The 17,329-nt window shown below is 67.9% G+C and carries 18 protein-coding genes and 1 riboswitch; of the genes, 11 read left to right on the forward strand and 7 right to left on the reverse strand.

Annotated elements, in window-relative coordinates:
- Positions 1–29: 29 nt before the first annotated feature.
- The 3 genes from ABL57_RS03850 to ABL57_RS03860 all read right to left on the reverse strand — a co-directional run bounded on the left by ABL57_RS03850 (position 30) and on the right by ABL57_RS03860 (position 2,250).
- Positions 30–857, reverse strand: a complete 828-nt coding sequence (locus tag ABL57_RS03850; protein WP_053004721.1) for a hypothetical protein — start codon at positions 855–857, stop codon at positions 30–32.
- Entirely contained in the window at positions 854–1,102 is a 249-nt protein-coding gene (locus ABL57_RS03855) for a hypothetical protein (RefSeq protein WP_047802136.1), read from the reverse strand. Before ABL57_RS03855 ends, ABL57_RS03850 begins: the two co-directional genes overlap by 4 nt.
- A 272-nt stretch (positions 1,103–1,374) precedes the next feature.
- Positions 1,375–2,250: a bile acid:sodium symporter family protein gene (locus tag ABL57_RS03860; RefSeq protein ID WP_047802137.1), complete on the reverse strand. Its 876-nt coding sequence runs from the start codon at positions 2,248–2,250 to the stop codon at positions 1,375–1,377.
- A gap of 67 nt (positions 2,251–2,317) precedes the next feature.
- On the opposite strand from ABL57_RS03860, the gene ABL57_RS03865 reads away from it, so the two are divergent.
- Positions 2,318–3,076, forward strand: a complete 759-nt coding sequence (locus ABL57_RS03865; RefSeq protein WP_047802149.1) for an IclR family transcriptional regulator — start codon at positions 2,318–2,320, stop codon at positions 3,074–3,076.
- Between the two features lie 16 nt (positions 3,077–3,092).
- On the opposite strand, the gene ABL57_RS03870 is transcribed toward ABL57_RS03865, so the two are convergent.
- Entirely contained in the window at positions 3,093–4,079 is a 987-nt protein-coding gene (locus ABL57_RS03870; protein WP_047802138.1) for an MBL fold metallo-hydrolase, read from the reverse strand.
- 200 nt (positions 4,080–4,279) lie between these two features.
- Between ABL57_RS03870 and ABL57_RS03875 the strand changes: the two genes are divergently transcribed.
- Complete coding sequence (locus ABL57_RS03875) at positions 4,280–5,659, forward strand: MFS transporter (protein WP_238985964.1); 1,380 nt, start codon at positions 4,280–4,282, stop codon at positions 5,657–5,659.
- A gap of 72 nt (positions 5,660–5,731) precedes the next feature.
- Here the strand turns inward: ABL57_RS03875 and ABL57_RS03880 are convergent, their stop codons facing one another.
- Positions 5,732–7,108 carry an aldehyde dehydrogenase family protein gene (locus ABL57_RS03880; RefSeq protein WP_047802140.1) on the reverse strand — a complete coding sequence of 459 codons (1,377 nt, stop codon included), beginning with the start codon at positions 7,106–7,108 and terminating at the stop codon, positions 5,732–5,734.
- A 227-nt stretch (positions 7,109–7,335) separates the two neighbouring features.
- Between ABL57_RS03880 and ABL57_RS03885 the strand changes: the two genes are divergently transcribed.
- From ABL57_RS03885 to ABL57_RS03905, 5 genes are all read left to right on the forward strand, one after another.
- Positions 7,336–8,124 (forward strand): SDR family oxidoreductase, encoded by a 789-nt coding sequence (locus ABL57_RS03885; protein WP_047802141.1) that lies wholly within the window; start codon positions 7,336–7,338, stop codon positions 8,122–8,124.
- An 11-nt stretch (positions 8,125–8,135) separates the two neighbouring features.
- The gene (locus ABL57_RS03890; RefSeq protein WP_082157205.1) at positions 8,136–9,146 is read left to right on the forward strand and encodes a PDR/VanB family oxidoreductase; all 1,011 of its coding nucleotides are present in this window, start codon (positions 8,136–8,138) and stop codon (positions 9,144–9,146) included.
- A gap of 26 nt (positions 9,147–9,172) precedes the next feature.
- Positions 9,173–10,390, forward strand: a complete 1,218-nt coding sequence (locus tag ABL57_RS03895; RefSeq protein WP_047802142.1) for a cytochrome P450 — start codon at positions 9,173–9,175, stop codon at positions 10,388–10,390.
- A gap of 75 nt (positions 10,391–10,465) precedes the next feature.
- Positions 10,466–10,834: a YidH family protein gene (locus ABL57_RS03900; protein WP_152683270.1), complete on the forward strand. Its 369-nt coding sequence runs from the start codon at positions 10,466–10,468 to the stop codon at positions 10,832–10,834.
- Between the two features lie 13 nt (positions 10,835–10,847).
- Positions 10,848–11,210 carry a DUF202 domain-containing protein gene (locus tag ABL57_RS03905; RefSeq protein ID WP_047802144.1) on the forward strand — a complete coding sequence of 121 codons (363 nt, stop codon included), beginning with the start codon at positions 10,848–10,850 and terminating at the stop codon, positions 11,208–11,210.
- A gap of 37 nt (positions 11,211–11,247) precedes the next feature.
- Here the strand turns inward: ABL57_RS03905 and ABL57_RS03910 are convergent, their stop codons facing one another.
- A complete protein-coding gene (locus ABL57_RS03910; RefSeq protein WP_047802145.1) occupies positions 11,248–11,838 on the reverse strand; it encodes a recombinase family protein in 591 nt (196 codons plus the stop codon).
- A 340-nt stretch (positions 11,839–12,178) separates the two neighbouring features.
- Here ABL57_RS03910 and ABL57_RS03915 point away from each other — a divergent pair, with 340 nt between their 5' ends.
- Positions 12,179–12,973 (forward strand): TIGR03084 family metal-binding protein, encoded by a 795-nt coding sequence (locus ABL57_RS03915; RefSeq protein WP_047802146.1) that lies wholly within the window; start codon positions 12,179–12,181, stop codon positions 12,971–12,973.
- Between the two features lie 44 nt (positions 12,974–13,017).
- On the opposite strand, the gene ABL57_RS21640 is transcribed toward ABL57_RS03915, so the two are convergent.
- Positions 13,018–13,491: a hypothetical protein gene (locus ABL57_RS21640; protein ID WP_152683271.1), complete on the reverse strand. Its 474-nt coding sequence runs from the start codon at positions 13,489–13,491 to the stop codon at positions 13,018–13,020.
- 459 nt (positions 13,492–13,950) lie between these two features.
- On the opposite strand from ABL57_RS21640, the gene ABL57_RS03925 reads away from it, so the two are divergent.
- The 3 genes from ABL57_RS03925 to ABL57_RS22840 all read left to right on the forward strand — a co-directional run bounded on the left by ABL57_RS03925 (position 13,951) and on the right by ABL57_RS22840 (position 17,230).
- Positions 13,951–14,976 (forward strand): matrixin family metalloprotease, encoded by a 1,026-nt coding sequence (locus tag ABL57_RS03925; RefSeq protein ID WP_238985965.1) that lies wholly within the window; start codon positions 13,951–13,953, stop codon positions 14,974–14,976.
- Positions 14,977–15,126: 150 nt separating this feature from the next.
- Positions 15,127–16,062, forward strand: coding sequence for an alpha/beta fold hydrolase (locus tag ABL57_RS03930; protein ID WP_047802148.1), 936 nt, complete (start codon positions 15,127–15,129; stop codon positions 16,060–16,062).
- A 476-nt stretch (positions 16,063–16,538) separates the two neighbouring features.
- Positions 16,539–16,724: riboswitch (cyclic di-AMP (ydaO/yuaA leader) on the forward strand.
- A gap of 5 nt (positions 16,725–16,729) precedes the next feature.
- Positions 16,730–17,230 carry an NlpC/P60 family protein gene (locus ABL57_RS22840; RefSeq protein ID WP_053004723.1) on the forward strand — a complete coding sequence of 167 codons (501 nt, stop codon included), beginning with the start codon at positions 16,730–16,732 and terminating at the stop codon, positions 17,228–17,230.
- The last annotated feature ends 99 nt before the right edge of the window (positions 17,231–17,329 follow it).

A 17,329-nucleotide genomic window follows, 5' to 3' on the forward strand; every position in this document is an offset into this window, starting at 1 on the left:
GTCCGTTCTCGCCCCGTGCAGTGCGAAGGTCAGCAGTGCTGGTGTCTCACCCCATCCTGACGCACAGGGCCGAAGGCCGGCCACAACGCTGCCTTGCGGGACGCCGTCATGCGGGCCAGTGATCCCATCACCGGATACCAGGACACGCCCACACCGACGTTGAACTCGACCGCCACCATGAAGTTCAGCGATTCGTCCTCGAACGGGGCGATCGGGGATGCGTCCAGGAGCCCGCCCCAGGAGGTATTGACCACCAGGAAGACGAACATGATCACGGTGATCACCGCCAGCCCCGGGGCAATCCACTTGTTGAACTTCCCAATGGTCACAGGGCCGCGAGAGAGGATGAACCAGGCCAACAGGATTGCCAGCAACGAACCGACCACCACGGCAGGGCCGTACTGGTCCAGGTCGGTGCCGATGAATGTTGAGGTGACCTGAGAGGCCGCTCGCCCGGCCATGATCGCCAGCAGTGAGGACCAGCCCATTTCGGTCACCACGATCACGGTGAACACGAGAATGCCCACGCCCACCACCCCGAAGGCACCGCGCAACATGGTGTACTGCTCGCTGCCGTAACGCTGAGAGGCGACCACAGATGCCAGCACCATGAAGCACAACCCGATGGCGTTACCGATCACCATCGCGGCCACCCCCCGCTGGAAACCGACCAACAAGGCCGTGGACCCGCCCACCAAGAACGCCCATGTGGCGATCGCCAGGGCGGTGTTCACCCAGGTGAAGTCCCACCCACCCCAGGTGCGTTCTCCTCGCAACAAGGGGAACGTGCCGTACACGGATTCCCGGCTCAGTTCGTCCTGGGCGGACTCACCGGTCGACGTCGGTGTGGTGCTCACAGGAACATCACCACCAATCCGATGACGCAACAGCCCACCGCAACGAACACGTACTGGGCCAGCTCCGCCGTGGACATCGGCTGCCGCGAAGGGTCCCGCTCTGCTTCCTCGGCCGCGACCAGTTCGATGCGGCGTTCCAACTCGGCGGCCACAACCGGGGACATGCCCGCGTCGGTCAGCTCCGCGGCGGGCGTGTACCGCCGCGCGGAGTTCTCAACGGCGGGTGATGGATTCTCAGGGCACACAAGACCTCCTGCAGCGCACGAGACATAAGATTTATCCAACGGCGTTGGATTAAACCAGTGTTCTGCGCCACAAGCAGGCATGTCAAGAGCTCAACAACCGACCCCCTCCGCCCCACGGCGGGAACTGTCGCACGATCGGTGACATCTGAGCTGACTTGATGGCCGCTAACCGGGCCATATGTAAACCTGCGAGTGAGCCAGCTCCAAGGCCGGTGCTGATTTTCCCTGAGAGGTGGCGACGTTCCCGCCTGTGCCAGGCGGGAACTGGTCCCTCATGGAGCGGGGAGTGCTTTGCCGATCTGCGCGTTAGGATCGCGACCGAGCCATCTGGCCACGGGGATGAGCACAACCAGGGCGAGGAAGCCGGCCAGCACCACCGTCGGTACGGCCAAGGAGTCCTCGAAGTTGGCGATCACCACCACGGTGGCAGCGCCCATGTTCCGTTGGGATGCCGAGATACCTAGTACGGCTCTGTGATCTGCCTGTCCAGCTCCCACGATCCATCCGAGGCCGAAGTTTAGGCCGATGAAAGCCAGAATCGCCGCGATGGTTCCGGTGCCGACCAGCCCGGCCAGCTCGCGGTGGTCGGCGAGGAACTGGTTGGCCAGCATCACGACCATGGCTACGAGGCTCAATCGCCCGACAGGTGCCTGGGCCAGGCCCGCAACCATCGGGATGAATTGGCGCAGCAGTATCGCCCCGACCAGAGGGAGCAACATGGTTAGCAGCAGCACAGACGCTATGGCTCCTGGGGCGACCTTCACTCCGGGGAGCAGCACCGGCAGCGCTACAGGCATGTATCCGATGGTGGCCAGCAGCATGACCGCCAACAATGATGAAGACACAGCCATGTCCGCACGCGCCAGCTTGGAGAGCTTGAGCACGAAAGGCGCCCCCGCGGCACATGCCAGAACCATCAGCCCGGTGCGGGCCTCCTGCGGGATGTTGAAGACAGTGACGACGGCAAAGGCCACGACCGGGGCGATCACGAAATTGGCCGCCAGCCCTGCCACCACCAGGCGAACATTTCTGAGAGGTGTGAGGAACTGCCGGACCGTGTGCCCGAGGCCCACGGCGACCATGCTGGTGACTGCAAAGAGCGGGACTGCCACGGCGGCCACGGCGTCGGTGACGGTCTGCAGGTCCATACGGCTCATTGTGATCAGGAGCCGCAGTGAAGTAAGTTGACTTTTCCATCCAGTGGAAGAGGAAACCATGGCCGGCAACGCGACCACCCCCGGGCGTTCCGTCACGTCTCGGGTTCTGGACGTCCTGGGATCCTTCGACCCCACCCACACCAGGCAAAGCCTGTCCCAGATATCCCGGCGCAGCGGAATTCCGGTGGCCACCTGTCACCGGCTCCTCAAAGAACTGTCCGGGTGGGGAGCGGTGAGCCGTCAGCCGGACGGCACGTACACGGTGGGTCCTCGGCTGGCCAAGCTGGGAATGCTCGCCCCGATTCAACGAGGGCTCCGCCAGGTGGCGGCTCCTTATATGCAGGATGTTCTCTTCGCCACGCGTCAGATCGTCAATCTCTTCGTGCTGGACGGGACTGAGGCGTTGCTGCTGGATCGGATCGCGGGCACTCATGTCGGCGCCCCGATCGCCCGCCCCGGGGACAAGCTGCCGTTGCACACCAGCGCCGGAGGGAAAGTGCTGCTGGCCTACGGGTCCGCCGAGCTGTGGGAGACCTGCACCCAGGCACTCGTGCGAGAGACCTCACACAGCATCGTGGACGTCCCGCAGTTGGAGCAGGAGATGGCCTCGGTGCGTGCACGGGGATACGCCACGACGGACGGGGAGCACTCCCCCGGCGCGCACGGACTCGCGGTGCCGATCCGGGACGTGGAAGGTGGCGTGATCGCCGCTCTGGGCATTGTCACGCTGGCGAAGATCAAGGACGCTCAGCGCATCGTTCCGGCACTGCAGGTGGCGTCTGCGGCGATCACTCGTTCGCTGGGAGCTCCCGCCTGACGTCCCGCCCTCAGCATCAGGCCGAACTGACGGCGGGGACTTCGGCAGGCACCACGGTGTGGACCTCACCTGGACGCGCCACGCTGACGGGCCCGGCGTACTCGGTCGCGACTCCTGCCGTCCACTCAGCATCGGTGGCGACACCGGCCAGATGGGACAACACGACCTTGGCTGCCCCGGCCCGAGTGGCGACTCGCCCGACCCCGGCAGGGGTGGTGTGCGAGATTTCCTGGTGGTTGAGGAACTCCGGCCCGAAGTCCCGGGCTCGGTAGAACTCGAGATTGACGGCTTCGTGGACCAGCAGATCCGCACCACTGGCCAGCGTGGAGATGTTCAGGCTCTCCGTCGTGTCCCCGGAGACTACTGCCGACCCATAGGCGGTGTCGAAGCGGAAACCGAAGGCCGGGAAGATCGGCGGGTGCTCCACGAGGATGGCACTCACCCGCACGAACTCATCCTCGTAGACCACGAACGGATCCATCTGCGGGGTGTGTTCCCCGTCGGCCCCGGCCGCGGAGGCCGGCAACTCGATCTCCTCGACCCGGACAAGGTCGTACAGCGGCGGACGCCCCTCATCGACGATACGCACGTCGATGTCGTAGGAGTAGGCCTGCAGCACGTGCTTCACCAGACCTGCGATCCCGATCGCTCCGGTTCGAGTGTCTGCCGGGCCGGGGCCGAGGATCTGCACCGGTTCAATGAAGCCCTGTACCGGCCGACCCCAGTTCCAGAGCAGGTATGCGGGGATCTCAGCCACGTGGTCGGAATGCAGGTGGGTTACGAAGCATGCCTTCAGGTTCTCCCCGCGCAGGCCCACTGCATGGGCGGCCCGGGTGACTCCTAGGCCGAAGTCCACCAGGTAGAACCGGCCGTCCACGACGATGGCGGTCGCAATGCCAGGGCACTCGGAGCGGATTGCGGGGCCGGCGGCCGTTCCGAGCGTGACCACGTGCAACCCACGGGCCTGGTCGAGGGGGGCGTCGAGGGCAACGCGGTCAGTCATGGGAGGGCCTTCCGATCGGACGCGGCCTGCACAGGCAGGTGAAGTGATTTCACTCTGCCCGAGCCTCCCGGTCGGGAGAACGCGTGATTTTCACTGGCTGGAAAACGTCCTATGTGCTCCAGTTCACAGGCTCCTAGATTCGCTGAGACACTTCACCACGGCCCGCACTCCCTGCGGGTGCACGACGGGAGATCACCGCCATGACCACCACTGCCGTACCGCAGTCCGCTCAGCACGCCCCGCCGGGGCCGGGTATCGACCCTAAGGACCCGCGCTACTGGAGCAGCAAGAAGCGTTCCCGCTACGCGTGGATGCTGACCGGCCTGCTGCTGTTCCTCATGATGCTCAGCTGGGCCGACAAGGCGGTGCTGGGCCTGGCAGCCGTGCCGCTGATGGAAGAACTGAACATCACTCCGGAGCAGTTCGGCCTGGTCGCCAGCGCCATGTTCCTCACCTTCGGGCTGGCCCAGCTGGTGGCGGCCCCGCTGGCCAACAAGTTTCGGGCGAAGAGCATCCTGCTGGTGCTGTGCCTGGTCTGGTCACTGTCGGTGATGCCGGTCGTGGCCTTCGCCACCCTGCCGGCGCTGTGGGTGTCCCGGCTGGCCCTGGGGGCCGGTGAGGGCCCCCTCGCTCCGGTGCTCATGCATGCCGTCTACAAGTGGTTCCCCTCCAAGAAGGGGGCGACCCCTGCGGCGGTGGCCTCCTCCGGAGTGACGCTGGGCATCGTGGCGTTCGCCCCGGTGCTCGCCTGGGTCATCGCCCAGCACGGGTGGCGCACCGCGTTTGTGGCTCTCGCCGTGGTGGGCGTGGTGTGGTGCGCGGCGTGGATGATCCTCGGCAAGGAAGGACCGTACACTTCCCTGGCGGCCGAGCGCGAGATCGAGGGCACGGAGATCGCCGTCTCCGCCCCTGGGGCGTCCCGGGTCAGCGAAGAGAAGGTCCCTTTCTTCCGCAGCATCCTGAACCCGACCTGGATCTTCGCCGTCATGGCCTCGTTCTTCGCCTACTGGACCTTTACCCTGGCCATGTCCTGGGGACCGGCGTACTTCCAGAACGTCATAGGCTTCAGCGGCCAGCAGGCCGGTTCCCTCATCGCCCTGCCGGCCGCGTGGGGCGTCATCGCGACGATCGGTTTGAGCATCCTGATCCAGCGGCTGGACCAGCGGGGTGTGCCCAGCCGCCGGTCGCGCGGGTGGACCCTGGGTCTGGCCGGGGCCGGGGCCGGTACCGCCCTGCTGGCCTCCACTTTCGTCGCCTCCCCGGTGCTTGGGGTGGCGCTCATGAGCATCGGGTTCGGCACCGCCCCGGCCATGTTCGCCATCACCTACCTGGTCGTGGGCGAGCTGACCACGATCTCCCAGCGCGGTGGGCACCTCAACGTGGCCAACGCCGTGCTCACCACCGGCGGCGTGTTCGCCCCGGCCGTCGGCGGTTTCCTGATCGGTGGAGCCGCCACCCCAGGAGACGGGTACCGGTTGGCTTTCCAGGTCACCGCCGTCCTGCTCGCAACCTTCGGCGTACTCGCCCTGGCGTTCGTCAACCAGCAGAAGCAGCGTCTGCGGCTGGGCATCGAGACCTGATCGGTCGTGACCGGCACAGGGGCCCCGCACCGAGAACGGTGCGGGGCCCCTGTGCCGGACGTGCCGGCGCCGTCAGCCGGCGTGCGGGTGGGCGTTGACGGTGCGAGGTTCCAAGTACTCCTCCAGTCCCCACCGGCCGCGCTCCCGTCCGAGTCCGGAGCCCTTCCACCCGCCGAAGGGCGCGTCCAGCTCCACGACGGTGTGCTGGTTGATCCATGCCGTGCCGACCTCCAGCCGCGAGGCCACTGCGTGGGCGCGTTCCAGATCCGGGGACCACACCGAGGCGCCCAGACCGAACTCCTGGGCGTTGAGCTCGTCCACGGTGGCGTCCAAGTCGTCGTAGGCCACCACCGGCAGCGCCGCACCGAACTGCTCGCACGCCACCAGATCCGTGTGGTGGGGGGCGTCAGCCACGACGGTCGGCTCCAAGAAGTACCCCGGCAGGTCCGTGCCGTGGTCCCCACCGTGGGCGATGCGTCCACCCTCAGCCACCGCACGTGCCACATAATCCTTCACCAGTTGTTGCTGCCCGCTCGTGTGCATGGGCCCCATGGTGGTGCCTTCGGCCACGCCGTGGCCGACCCGTAGCCGGGATACAGCCTCCACCAAGGCCTCCGTGAAGGCCGCTGACTGGGCGCGCGGGACGTAGACCCGCTTGACCGCCATGCACACCTGACCGGCGTTGCGGAAGGCGGAGCCGGCAATCCGGGCAGCGGTGAACTCGAGGTCCGCATCCTCCAGCACGATCGCCGGATCGTTGCCGCCCAGTTCCAATGTCACCTTTTTCACGGTCGGTGCAGCCTGGGCCATGATCGCGGCCCCAATCTCCGTGGACCCGGTGAAGGAGATCTTCCGCACCCCCGGCATTTCGGACAGCGCCCTAGAAAGCACACCGCGGCCGGTGACGACTTGCAGCACGTTCTGGGGCAGGAACCGGTTGAGTACCTCGGCCAGCGCCCGGGTGGACATCGGGGTGGACGGGGAGGGTTTGGCGATGACGGTGCATCCGGCCACCAGGGCCGGTGCCAGCTTCACCGCCAGCAGGGAGATCGGGAAGTTCCAGGGTGTGATGGCGCCGACCAACCCTACGGGAGCGTACTGGACCTGCACGGAACGCTCGCCACGGACGGGCAGCGTCTCGACCAGATCCCACTCGAGGTTGGCGTAATGGCGCAACAACCCAGCTGCGACCTTGAACTCCTGAGTGGCCTCAGCCCAAACCTTGCCCTGCTCCAACGACAGGATCCTGCCGAGGTCCTCGGCCTCAGCCAATACCGCCTCGGCGGCATGGCGCAGCGCTGTCCGACGGGCCTCACGGTCTGCGGCCCAAGGGCGGGTGACCGTGGCCGCGGCGGCAATCGCCCGCTCGACGTCTTCAGGCCGGTGCAGAGGCACCTCACCCACAGGGTCCAGCGTGGCCGGGTCGATGACTTCGTAGGTGGCAGGCACCGGAACTCCTCCTCGATCGTGTTCTGGAAGTGCCCACCGACCGGTGGACGGACTTCCCTGCCTCCAGCATCGAACTCCCCTGTGACCAGACACACGCCATCTTCCACCCAGTGAAAAGTAGAGATGAATCAGCGTGCGCCACGCCACATAGTGGAGTGGAACCAGCCGAACCGCACGCGAAAGACCCTTCGAGCGTGTGGGGCCACCTTTCTGGAAGGACCACGTCCATGACCCTCGTCGGACAGACATACGCTGTCACCGGTGCCGCCTCCGGTATCGGGGCTGCTACTGCAGCTCTTCTGCACGAGGCCGGTGCCGAAGTGATCGGCGTGGACCGCAACACGGCCGCCGACTTCCCAGGGACCTTCGTCCAGGCAGACCTTTCTACGGCCGAGGGTGTCGTCGCGGTCGCAGATCGGGTCCCGAAGGGGATCAACGGGCTGCTCAACATCGCCGGCGTTCCCGGCACCGCCCCCTGGCGCCTGGTCCTGTCCGTCAACGTCTTCGGCGTTCGCGATCTGACCCGAGTTCTGCTGCCCAAACTCGTTCGGGGCGGCGTGGTCGTCAACCTGGCCTCCAACGTGGCCAGCGGCTGGACCGAGCGCCGCGAACAAATCATTGCTTTCACCTCCACCGAAAACCGGGAGGCGGCCCTCGACCTGGCCAGTGCGGATCCCGAGATCACCGGCAACTCCTACCGGTTCTCCAAGGAGTGCGTCCGCTGGCTGAGCCTGGAGACCGCCGCCTCCTCTCTCGGGAGGGCGCGCGTCGTCTCGGTCAGTCCCGGCCCGGTCCAGACACCCATCTTGGAAGACTTCAAAACGGACCACGGCCGCGACAAGGTCGAGGGCGCAGTCGCACTCCTGGGCCGTGCCGGGCAGCCGGACGACATCGCACACACCATTCGTTTCCTGGTTAGTTCGGAGGCCGCCTGGATCAACGGCACTGACGTCTGCGTCGACGGCGGCCTGAGCGCGCACCGCGCGGTAGCCACTTCGCTGTCCGTGACCGCTTGAGAGGAGGGACCATGACCACTGTGAACAGCGTTCCCGCCCCCGTCGTCGGCGGTCAACCAACCAACGGCTACCGGCACGAGGTCGAAGAGGTCCTCGTCGAGAAGCTCGAGACCGTGGCCGAGGGCGTTCGCCGAGTGACTCTGCGCTTGCCCAACGGCTCCGACTTCCCGCAGTGGGAACCCGGCTCGCACATCGACCTAATCCTGCCCCACCACATGCGCCAGTACTCCCTGTGCTCGCCGCTGGCCGACCGCAGCCAGATCCAAGTGTCGGTGCTGCGCACCCGGGACTCCCGTGGCGGTTCCGCCTACGTGCACGAGGACCTGGCCGAGGGTGACACCGTCCACATCAACGGCCCCCGCAACAACTTCCCCTTCCTCGACTCCCGCAAGTACCTCTTCGTGGCCGGGGGCATCGGCATCACGCCGATCCTGCCGATGATCGAGGCCGCAGAGGCCGCCGGCCGCGAGTGGCGCCTGGCCTACGGCGGACGCAGCCGGGCGTCGATGGCCTTCGCCGACGAGCTCGTGCACCGGTACGGGGACCGCGTCTTGCTCTACCCGGAGGACGAGGTCGGCCGCATCGACCTGGAAAGTCTGCTGGCGCTCCCCCGGGCGAAGATGCTCGTCTACGCGTGCGGTCCCGACCCGCTGCTGCGTGTGATCGAGGATTACTGCATGGGCTGGCCCCCGGGAGCTCTGCACTTGGAGCGCTTCGTCGCGGCCGACCTCGATGCCGGGGCCAGCGCCGAGCCTTTCGAGGTGGAGCTGACCGACACGGGCAAAACCGTCACTGTGCCCCCGGACCGCACGATCCTGGATGTGGTGGAGGAGCACGGGGTCCGGGTGCTCTCCTCCTGCCGCGCCGGGGTGTGCGGCACCTGCGAAACCCGCGTGGTGGCAGGGGAGGTCGACCACCGGGACGCCATCCTCAACGAGGAGGAGAAGCACTCGGGCGACGCCATGATGATCTGCGTCTCCCGCGCCGCCGCCGGGTGCCCCAAGCTCACCTTGGACCTCTGACCCACCGACCGACAACAGGAGCCACCATGACCGTCACCGCTGCGCGCGCCGAGGCCGTGTCCCTGCCCGACGATCCGTTCTCCGTCGAGAACATCTCGAACCCCTACTCGTTGCACGAGAAGCTCCGGGATGTCGGGCCCGTGGTGTGGCTGGAGAAGTATGGCTGCTACGCCGTGACCCGCTACGAGTGGGTCTATGAGATCCTCACCGACTTCGAGTCCTACTGCTCCAGTGGCGGTCTCGGCCCGAAGGACATTCGCAAGGAGGCCGAGTGGCGTCCGCCCTCGATCCTAGAGTCGGACCCGCCCACGCACACCGTGATGCGCCGGGGCCTGGCCGGGGTCATCTCCCCGTCCACCATGCGCCGGCTCCGGGAGCAGTTCGCCCCTTTCGCGGAAGAACTGGCCGACCAGGTGGTGGCCCGGGGCGACATCGACGGCATCAAGGACATCGCCGAGCCCTACCCCCTAAAGGTGTTCCCGGACGCGGTCGGCCTCCGCCCAGAGGGCCGGGAGAACCTGCTCCCCTACGGCGCCATGGTGTTCAACGCCTTCGGCGCGGACAACGAGATCCGGGCAGAGGCCTTCACCGAAGGCGAAAAGGTCGCCGCATGGATCATGGACAGCTGCGCCCGCGAGAACCTGTCGATCACCGGCCTGGGCGCCGACATCTGGAGGGTCGCAGAGGAAGGGCGCATCGCCCCGGAGCAGGCCACCCTGCTGGTGCGCGCCCTGCTCTCCGCAGGAGTCGACACCACGGTGTTCGGCATCGGCAACACCCTCTACAGCCTCGCCCGCCACCCCGAGCAGTGGGAGAAGCTCAGGGCCAATCCCAAGCTGGCCAAGTTCGCCGTCGACGAGGCCCTGCGCGTCGAGTCCCCGTTCCAGATGTTCCACCGCACATCCACGATCGATACCGAGATAGGAGGCGTTCGGATCCCCGCGGACGCGAAGATCCTGCTGTTCATGGGCGCGGCCAACCGGGACCCCCGCAAATGGGGCGAGAACGCCGACGTCTTCGAGCTCGACCGCAGCGCCTCCGGCCACGTGGCCTTCGGTATGGGCCTGCACCAGTGCGTGGGCCAACCCATCGCCCGGATCGAGATCGAGCTTGTCCTGCAGGCGCTAGCCAAGCGGGTGGACCGAATCGAACTCACCGGCGAGCCGTCCCCCTGGGTCCACAACGTGCTGCGCGGCTTCGCCCGCATGCCCCTGCGCCTGACGCCGCTGGCCCGGACAAGCTGATGCGCCTTCCGCTGGTCCCCCGGGCGCGAACGTCGCATCCAGCACGAACCGGGGATGCATCGCATGGATGAGTCCATGGCAGAGCGCCCCCGCTTCTCGGCGCGCGTGCTGGGCGGCGGGACGGAACCGGATCCGCGCTTCACCCTGGCCAACGAACGCACATTCTTGGCCTGGATCCGCACCTCTCTGGCGTTCCTGGCCGGCGGTATCGCGGTCGAGGCGTTCACGGAGGACCTCTTCCCCGAACCGATTCGCACCTCCCTGGCGGTGGTCCTGCTACTGCTCGGAGTGCTCATCAGCGCCGGCGCCGCCTGGCGCTGGGTGGGGGTGGAGCGCAGCCTGCGACGCCGAGCGCCCCTGCCGCTGCCGCTGATCGCGCCCCTGCTGGGCATCGGCGGGGCCATCACCTCCGGGGCCCTGGTCGTGTTCGTCCTGCAGACCTGAACGGGCCCCCTCGATGACCAGCTCCTCCCCACAGTCCCCGGACACACGGGCACCGCGGTCGGCGCACGACGACCCCGGTCTGCAGCCCGAACGGACCGTCCTGGCCTGGGGACGCACCGTGCTGGCGCTGATCACCGCCGCCGCCGTCTGCCTGCGCTGGGTCTCTCACCACGGGACGTTCGTCCTGACACTCTTCGCCGTCGCCGTCCTCACCGGCACGGCGGTCTGCCTGTCCCAGCGGGTCCGCTACGCCCGCAGCTCTTCGGGAATCACCGCCGAACGCGTCGCCGCCGACGTCCGCGGCGTGCTCTGTCTCGCTGCGGCCGCGGTCGTGCTCGGCTGCCTGGGCCTCTACGTCGTGGTCGTCCTCGCCTGATCTCACCGATCGCGTCCGATGTAGACCCACCGATAATTTAGATGCTCAGCGTGGGCAGCTCTCGGATGCGTCGGTAGAGCGTGGCCCGGGACATCCCCAGATCCCGCGCCACCTGGATGGCCGGCTCCCCCGACTCGATCAGCCGCAGCGCACTGCGGATCTGAGAATTCGTGAAGGTCTGCCGCCGACCGCCCAGGTCCTTGCCCGCGGCCCGGCGCTTGGCCACTGAGTCGGTGATCCGTTCGCGCTTGATCTCCAGTTCCATCTGAGCCAGGGCCGCCATCACCGTGAAGACCATGGACCCCATCGGGGTGGCGGTGTCTACGTCTACCCCGCCGAGGTTCAGCACCCGCAGCCCGGCGCTCCGGCCCCGCAGCGCTTCGGCGAAGGCCAGCATGTTCTGCGTCGACCAGCCCAGGCGATCCAGCGTGGTGATCACCAGCGTGTCACCCTCCTCGAGAGCGGCCACCGCCTTGTCGAACTGCGGACGTGATGCACGGCCTCCAGACACTCCATGGTCGACGTAGACGTCATCGCGCCGCACGCCGGCGGCCAGGAGGTCATGCACTTGACGGTCTACGTCTTGTTGACGCGTTGACACGCGTGCATACCCGATCAGCTTCCCCACGTTCACCTCGTCTGTCTCGCAACCTACCTTGAGTAGCTAATTCTAGAGGCAGAGATAAAGCACAAGGATACGAGACACCTGGATCCGCGGAATCATGCGGGAGCAAATTTATCGCACGAGACGTCTCGCATTCCATCCTTTGAGAAACATTCTGTATGGCTGCGGACGCGCTACCCGAAGAAGTCCAGAGGCAAGAGAAAAGTGAATCTTCGGCTGTCTGCGCATGAATGCATACTGCTCTCATGAGGGCGAGGCGGCAGGCGGCTTTGTGCCGAAACAGCGCGGTGGAATCATTCATTGCGGCCAACAAGACCCTTGTGCCGTGCACCGTGATGAGCCGATGACCCGTCCCAACCTCTCCGCCCTGCTGGCCGACCTGCGCCAGGAGGGAGACCTGCTCGAAGAGCTGCTGCGGCCGCTGTCCGCGGAGGACTGGGACCTCCCCACCCCGGCGGAGGGCTGGACGATCCGCCACCAGATCGCCCACCTCACCTGGACGGAGCGGACCGTGCTCACTGCCCTCGAGGAGCCGGAGGTCTTCGCGCAGTTGCGGGAGCGGTTCGCGGCGGAGACCGACGTCGTCGACCGCGGCGCCCAGGAGGGAGCCGCGCGGCCCCCGGCCGAGATCCTGGCGTCCTGGCAGGACAGCCGGCGCCGTGTGCTCGAGCGGCTCGCCGCCGTGCCGGAAGGCGAGCGCATCCCGTGGATCGGCCCGCCCATGGGGGCGCCCATGATGGCCAGCGCCCGGATCATGGAGACCTTCGCCCACGGCCAGGACGTCCGCGACGCCCTCGGGGTTCCCCCGGTCGCCTCGCACCGGCTGCGGCACGTCGCCCACCTGGGCGTGGCCACCCGCGACTACGCCTTCAAGCAGCGCCGGCTGGACCCGCCGGCCGAGCCGTTCCGCGTCGAGCTCACCCACGAGGACAAGACCTGGACCTGGGGACCGGCCGAGGCAGCTCAACGCGTCCACGGCCCCGCCCTGGACTTCGCCCTGCTCGCCACCCGGCGGCGGCACCGCCAGGACGGGAGCCTCGTCGCGGAAGGACCCGACGCCGACGCCTGGCTCGACATCGTCCAGGCCTTCGCCGGCCGACCGGGCCCGGGGCGAGCCCCGCGAGCAGACAGGCGATGAGACACGGACCGCCGCCCTTTTCGGGGCCTGATCTCTGAGGCTGATCAGCGACGACGGCCCGTTCCCTGGGACGGTCCCAGCCGGGCGGACACACTGACCGAGTCCGCGTTGAGTTCGCCCCGCTCGCGGAAGCGGTCGTCACCGATATCGCCGTACTCGGAGGTGAAGTACCTGCGCTCGCGGCGTCTTTCCCACGCCGCGGCGCCACGGTCGGTGGCGGAGGAATTCTTCGTCGAGCGCGTCGAGGAGACCACCCGTCCGCGACGCCGTGGCGGAGTCTGCGGTGTCTTCGCCTTTTGCGACGGTGCCTTGGCCGTCGACTTGCTCGCCGAGCGGTCCGGCTTCCGAGGAGTGCGTGGGATGGTGACCGTGCTGGCGGGTGCCACGGGCTTCTTCACAATGCGCCGGGACGCATCCTGCATCTGCCGAGCGCTGAGGCGTGTGTTGCTCCACGGGCAGAGGATCTTCCCCCGTCCCCGCCGCAGGTGGCTGGGATAGGTCTGCTCGAGCGAGGACATCTCCTGGTGCGCTCCGCAGTGGACGCAACGGACCGTGTAGACGAATTCATGGCCGTCCGGCGGCCGTACGACCGTCTTCGCCCGAGGAGCGGCCATGGCTGGCGCCGATCGCTGAGGAGCCTGCGGATGATTCCGCGTCGACGGGACGACCATGCCCGGCGCGAGCGGATCCGCCGTGGGGCCGGCCGGAGTGAGGGCAGCGGATTTCGGTGCCCCTGCCCGTTGAGGCAGCGGTGCCGATGTCGAGCGACCCACCGGTCGCTGGGAGGCAGGCTCCGGTGCCCGTTTCGGCGTCGACCGTTGCTTCCCCACGGGTCCCTCCTTGGATTGTCGAGTCTCCATTACCGGATAGTATTTCGCTCTGTTTGCGATCGCGATCACTGTGTGCGGCGGCTCACTGCGTGTCGGCACCGCGACAACACCCACCGCCGCATCGGTCGGACACGGAAGTCAGGAAACATGCACAAGTCCGGTGGCATCACGCCGCGCCGAGGTTCGTCGGTCCGTCATGACGGGGACATCGACGTGTCCGCGCACGTCAGGAGGTCGCCGAGCGGACGCATTCCGCAGTGGGTCCTGGAGGAGGCGCAGGAACACCAGCGGCAGGCGGGGATGAGTTCCCGTCAACGCCGCCGGACGCAGAGGCGCGCTACCCGTATCGCCCGGCAGTCCGCCAGGCGTTGGTCGAAGGATGTGAAGCGACGCAACCGTGCCTGGCGGGCGTCCCCCGCGATCGGGATAGTGCTGCTGGCGGCGCTGTGGGTCAGCCCGGACCTCTTCAATCAGTACGCCCTGCCGGTGATCCGCCCCTATCTGCCGAACGCCTCGGCGCCGCCACCCGGGGTCGAGGCTTCCCGCAATCCGATCGGCGTTCCACCGGTTGTGGCGGACATCGGCGGGTACCGCTTCATGGAGTCGCCGGATCCTGAGCAGGAGATGGTCGCGTACGACCCGTGCCGACCGGTTCGTGTGGTCGTGCGCCCGGACAACGCTCCTCCGGGCGGTGAGCAGCTGATCGAGGAGGCCGTCGGAGCGGTCTCGGCGGCCACGGGCCTGCAGTTCGTCGACGCCGGAACCACGACGGAAGCGCCCTCGAGTCGGCGTGAGCCGTACCAACCCGACCGCTACGGCCGCCAGTGGGCGCCAATCCTCATCGCCTGGTCCGACGCCGGTGAGCACCCCGATCTGGCCGGGAACGTGGCCGGCTTGGGCGGCAGCACGGTACGGAATGTCGACGAGGGTCCCTTCGTCTACGTGACCGGACAAGTGGTCCTCGACGCCCCTTCCCTGACCGCGATGATGGAGCGGCCGGAGCAGGTGCGCGCGGTGATCATGCACGAGCTGGCGCACGTGCTCGGCCTGGACCATGTCGACGATCCCGGGCAGCTGATGTACGGCGACAACAAGGGGCTGACCGACTTCGCGCCCGGTGACCGCGCCGGCCTCGCCAAGCTCGGCGCCGGGGCGTGCGTGCCGAGACTGTGAAGCTTCCACCCCGAGCGTGACGACGTGCCGCCGCTTCTCGGGGCCAGTCACACATCGCTGTCGCCCTGGTCCCGGGCACTGGCGAGCCCTAACGTGAAGGCCACCAGGCGCCACAGCAGCACAACAACAGACACCGGAGAGGGGGAGGGCATGAGCGCGCACACGCAGGACCAGGGCAACCGCAGCGTCACCGCACCGGACGGACGCCGCCTGGAGTTCCGGCTCATCGGCCCGCCCGGCGGCCTGCCGGTGGTCTTCCACCACGGCGCGCCTGGCGCCGCGGTCCCGTTCGGGCCGCTCGAGCGCGCGGCTACGGAGCGCGGGCTGCAAGTGCTCACCGTCTCGCGCCCCGGCTACGGCACCTCGGACCCGCTCCCAGAAGAGACGGCCCCCGGCACGGTGGCCGGCGCCGTGGCCGACACCCGGTGCGTCCTGGACGAGCTGGGTGCGGAGCAGTTCCTCGCCCTGGGCTGGTCCAGTGGCGGCCCGCGCGCCCTGGCGTGCGGCGCGCTGCTGCCCGGCCGCTGCCGCGCGGTCGCCTCGCTGGCCGGCTACGCCCCGCCGCGCGCCGAGGGACTGGACCCGGTCGCCGGGATGGACGAGGACAGCGCGGCCGAGTTCACCGCCGCCCGGCAGGGTCGCCGGGTACTCGAGGCCTACCTCGAGGAACAGGTGCAGGCCATGACCGCGGCCGCCTCGGCGCCGGATGGCGACGTCTTCGAGCTGCTGCGCGCCACGCTCCCGCCGGTGGACCGGGCGGTGCTGACCGGGGACTTCGCCGACTACGTCATGGGCGCGGCCGAGCACTCCCTGCGGCAGGGCATTGTGGGCTGGCGCGACGACGACCTGGCGGTGGACCGCCCGTGGGGCTTCGTCGTGGAGGAGATCGGCGTGCCGGCACGGATCTGGCACGGCCGGGAGGACCGCGCCGTCCCTGTGGCCCATGGGGAGTGGCTCGCCGCGCATGTGCCGGGCGCCCGGGCGCACCTGCTGGAGCACGAGGGGCACCTTTCCCTCGTGGCCCGGCTCGACCGGGTCCTGGACGACCTGCTCGACGCCGCCGTGGTCGACGAGGGCGGGATGTAGGGCAGGCACGCCGGAAGGGTCCGCGAAGAGAACCGACCCACACCGGCGGTCATGACAAGCGCCATAATTTCTTTTAGCGAATTCTTGTTTGAACCTTGTGACCCACAAAGATGTCGCCCTTTCCGCCCCTGCCAAGGAGCCGCTCACGTCGGCCGCCTAATGCTCCGTGAAGCATTCCCCGCGGTTTCTCGCGCCATAACGCGCGTGTCACCCCCGGACGCCCCGCCCCAGGGCAGAGGCGGACTCGCCGGCGGACACGAGTGGAACAGAGCCCCAGGTCAAGCCCACTTTTGTCTTGAGATGCGCCTACCAGAGGATCCCCGTCGGCGCCCCTCCCCAAGCAGCTTCGCGCGAACGCGAAGGCTCACGGCCGGATTGCAGCAGATTCCGAGACACGCCCGTGATGAAAACGAGACTTTCTCGTTACTTTTCGATTAGTGTTCTCTCCGTGCCGATTCCCCCACTTATCGGCACCCCCGTGCACATCGCCGAATTCTGCCGGTGCCCGGGGCCCCCTGAACACATCGCTCGGCAGAAGCGGGGGAACCAGAAACGGTCCCTCCCCCGGGACCTAGGGGTTAAGTCGCCAGGGCCTCCACCCTGCGACCGGGTGTCTCCCACCCGCATCCGACAGCTCACCTCGCAGGCAAGAGGGAGGACATCACTCATGCCCATCTTCCACTCCCGCACGCCCCGCCACCGCGCCCAGCGCTCGTTCCCCCTGGGGCGCACGGCGACCATGGCGGTCGCCGCCGGCGCCATGGCGCTCGGCAGCGTGGCCCCGGCCCAGGCCGCCCCGGCCGCAGCCCCCCAGCAGCTCCTCAGCATCCAGTCCCAGTCCGGCAAGGCCGCGACCATCGCCGCCGCGGCCAAGAACCAGCTCGGTGTGGGTCAGGACTGCACCTCCCTGGTCACCAAGTCCCTGCGTGCGGCCGGGATCAACCACCACGGGTGGCCGGTCTCCTACCTGAATCTCGGCCACCGGGTCTCCGCCGCCCAGGCCCAGCCCGGTGACCTGGTCTACTACGCCAACGGCGGCATGGGCTTCGCCCACATCGCCGTGTACATCGGCGGCGGCAAGGCCGTACACGGCGGCTGGAACGGCTACCAGACGGTCATCCAGACCGTCCACGTCGGCTCGGGCCCCGTCTACATCCGGGTGCGCTGACCCCACGTATGTGAGCGGGAGCGCGGTTCCGACGGAACCGCGCTCCCGCTCACATCGGGACGACGTCTGGAGCGGGGAAACCCCACGGCACTGCTCCCT

Origin of the sequence: Kocuria sp. SM24M-10, from assembly GCF_001027955.1 — a bacterium.
Classification (GTDB): domain Bacteria; phylum Actinomycetota; class Actinomycetes; order Actinomycetales; family Micrococcaceae; genus Kocuria; species Kocuria oceani.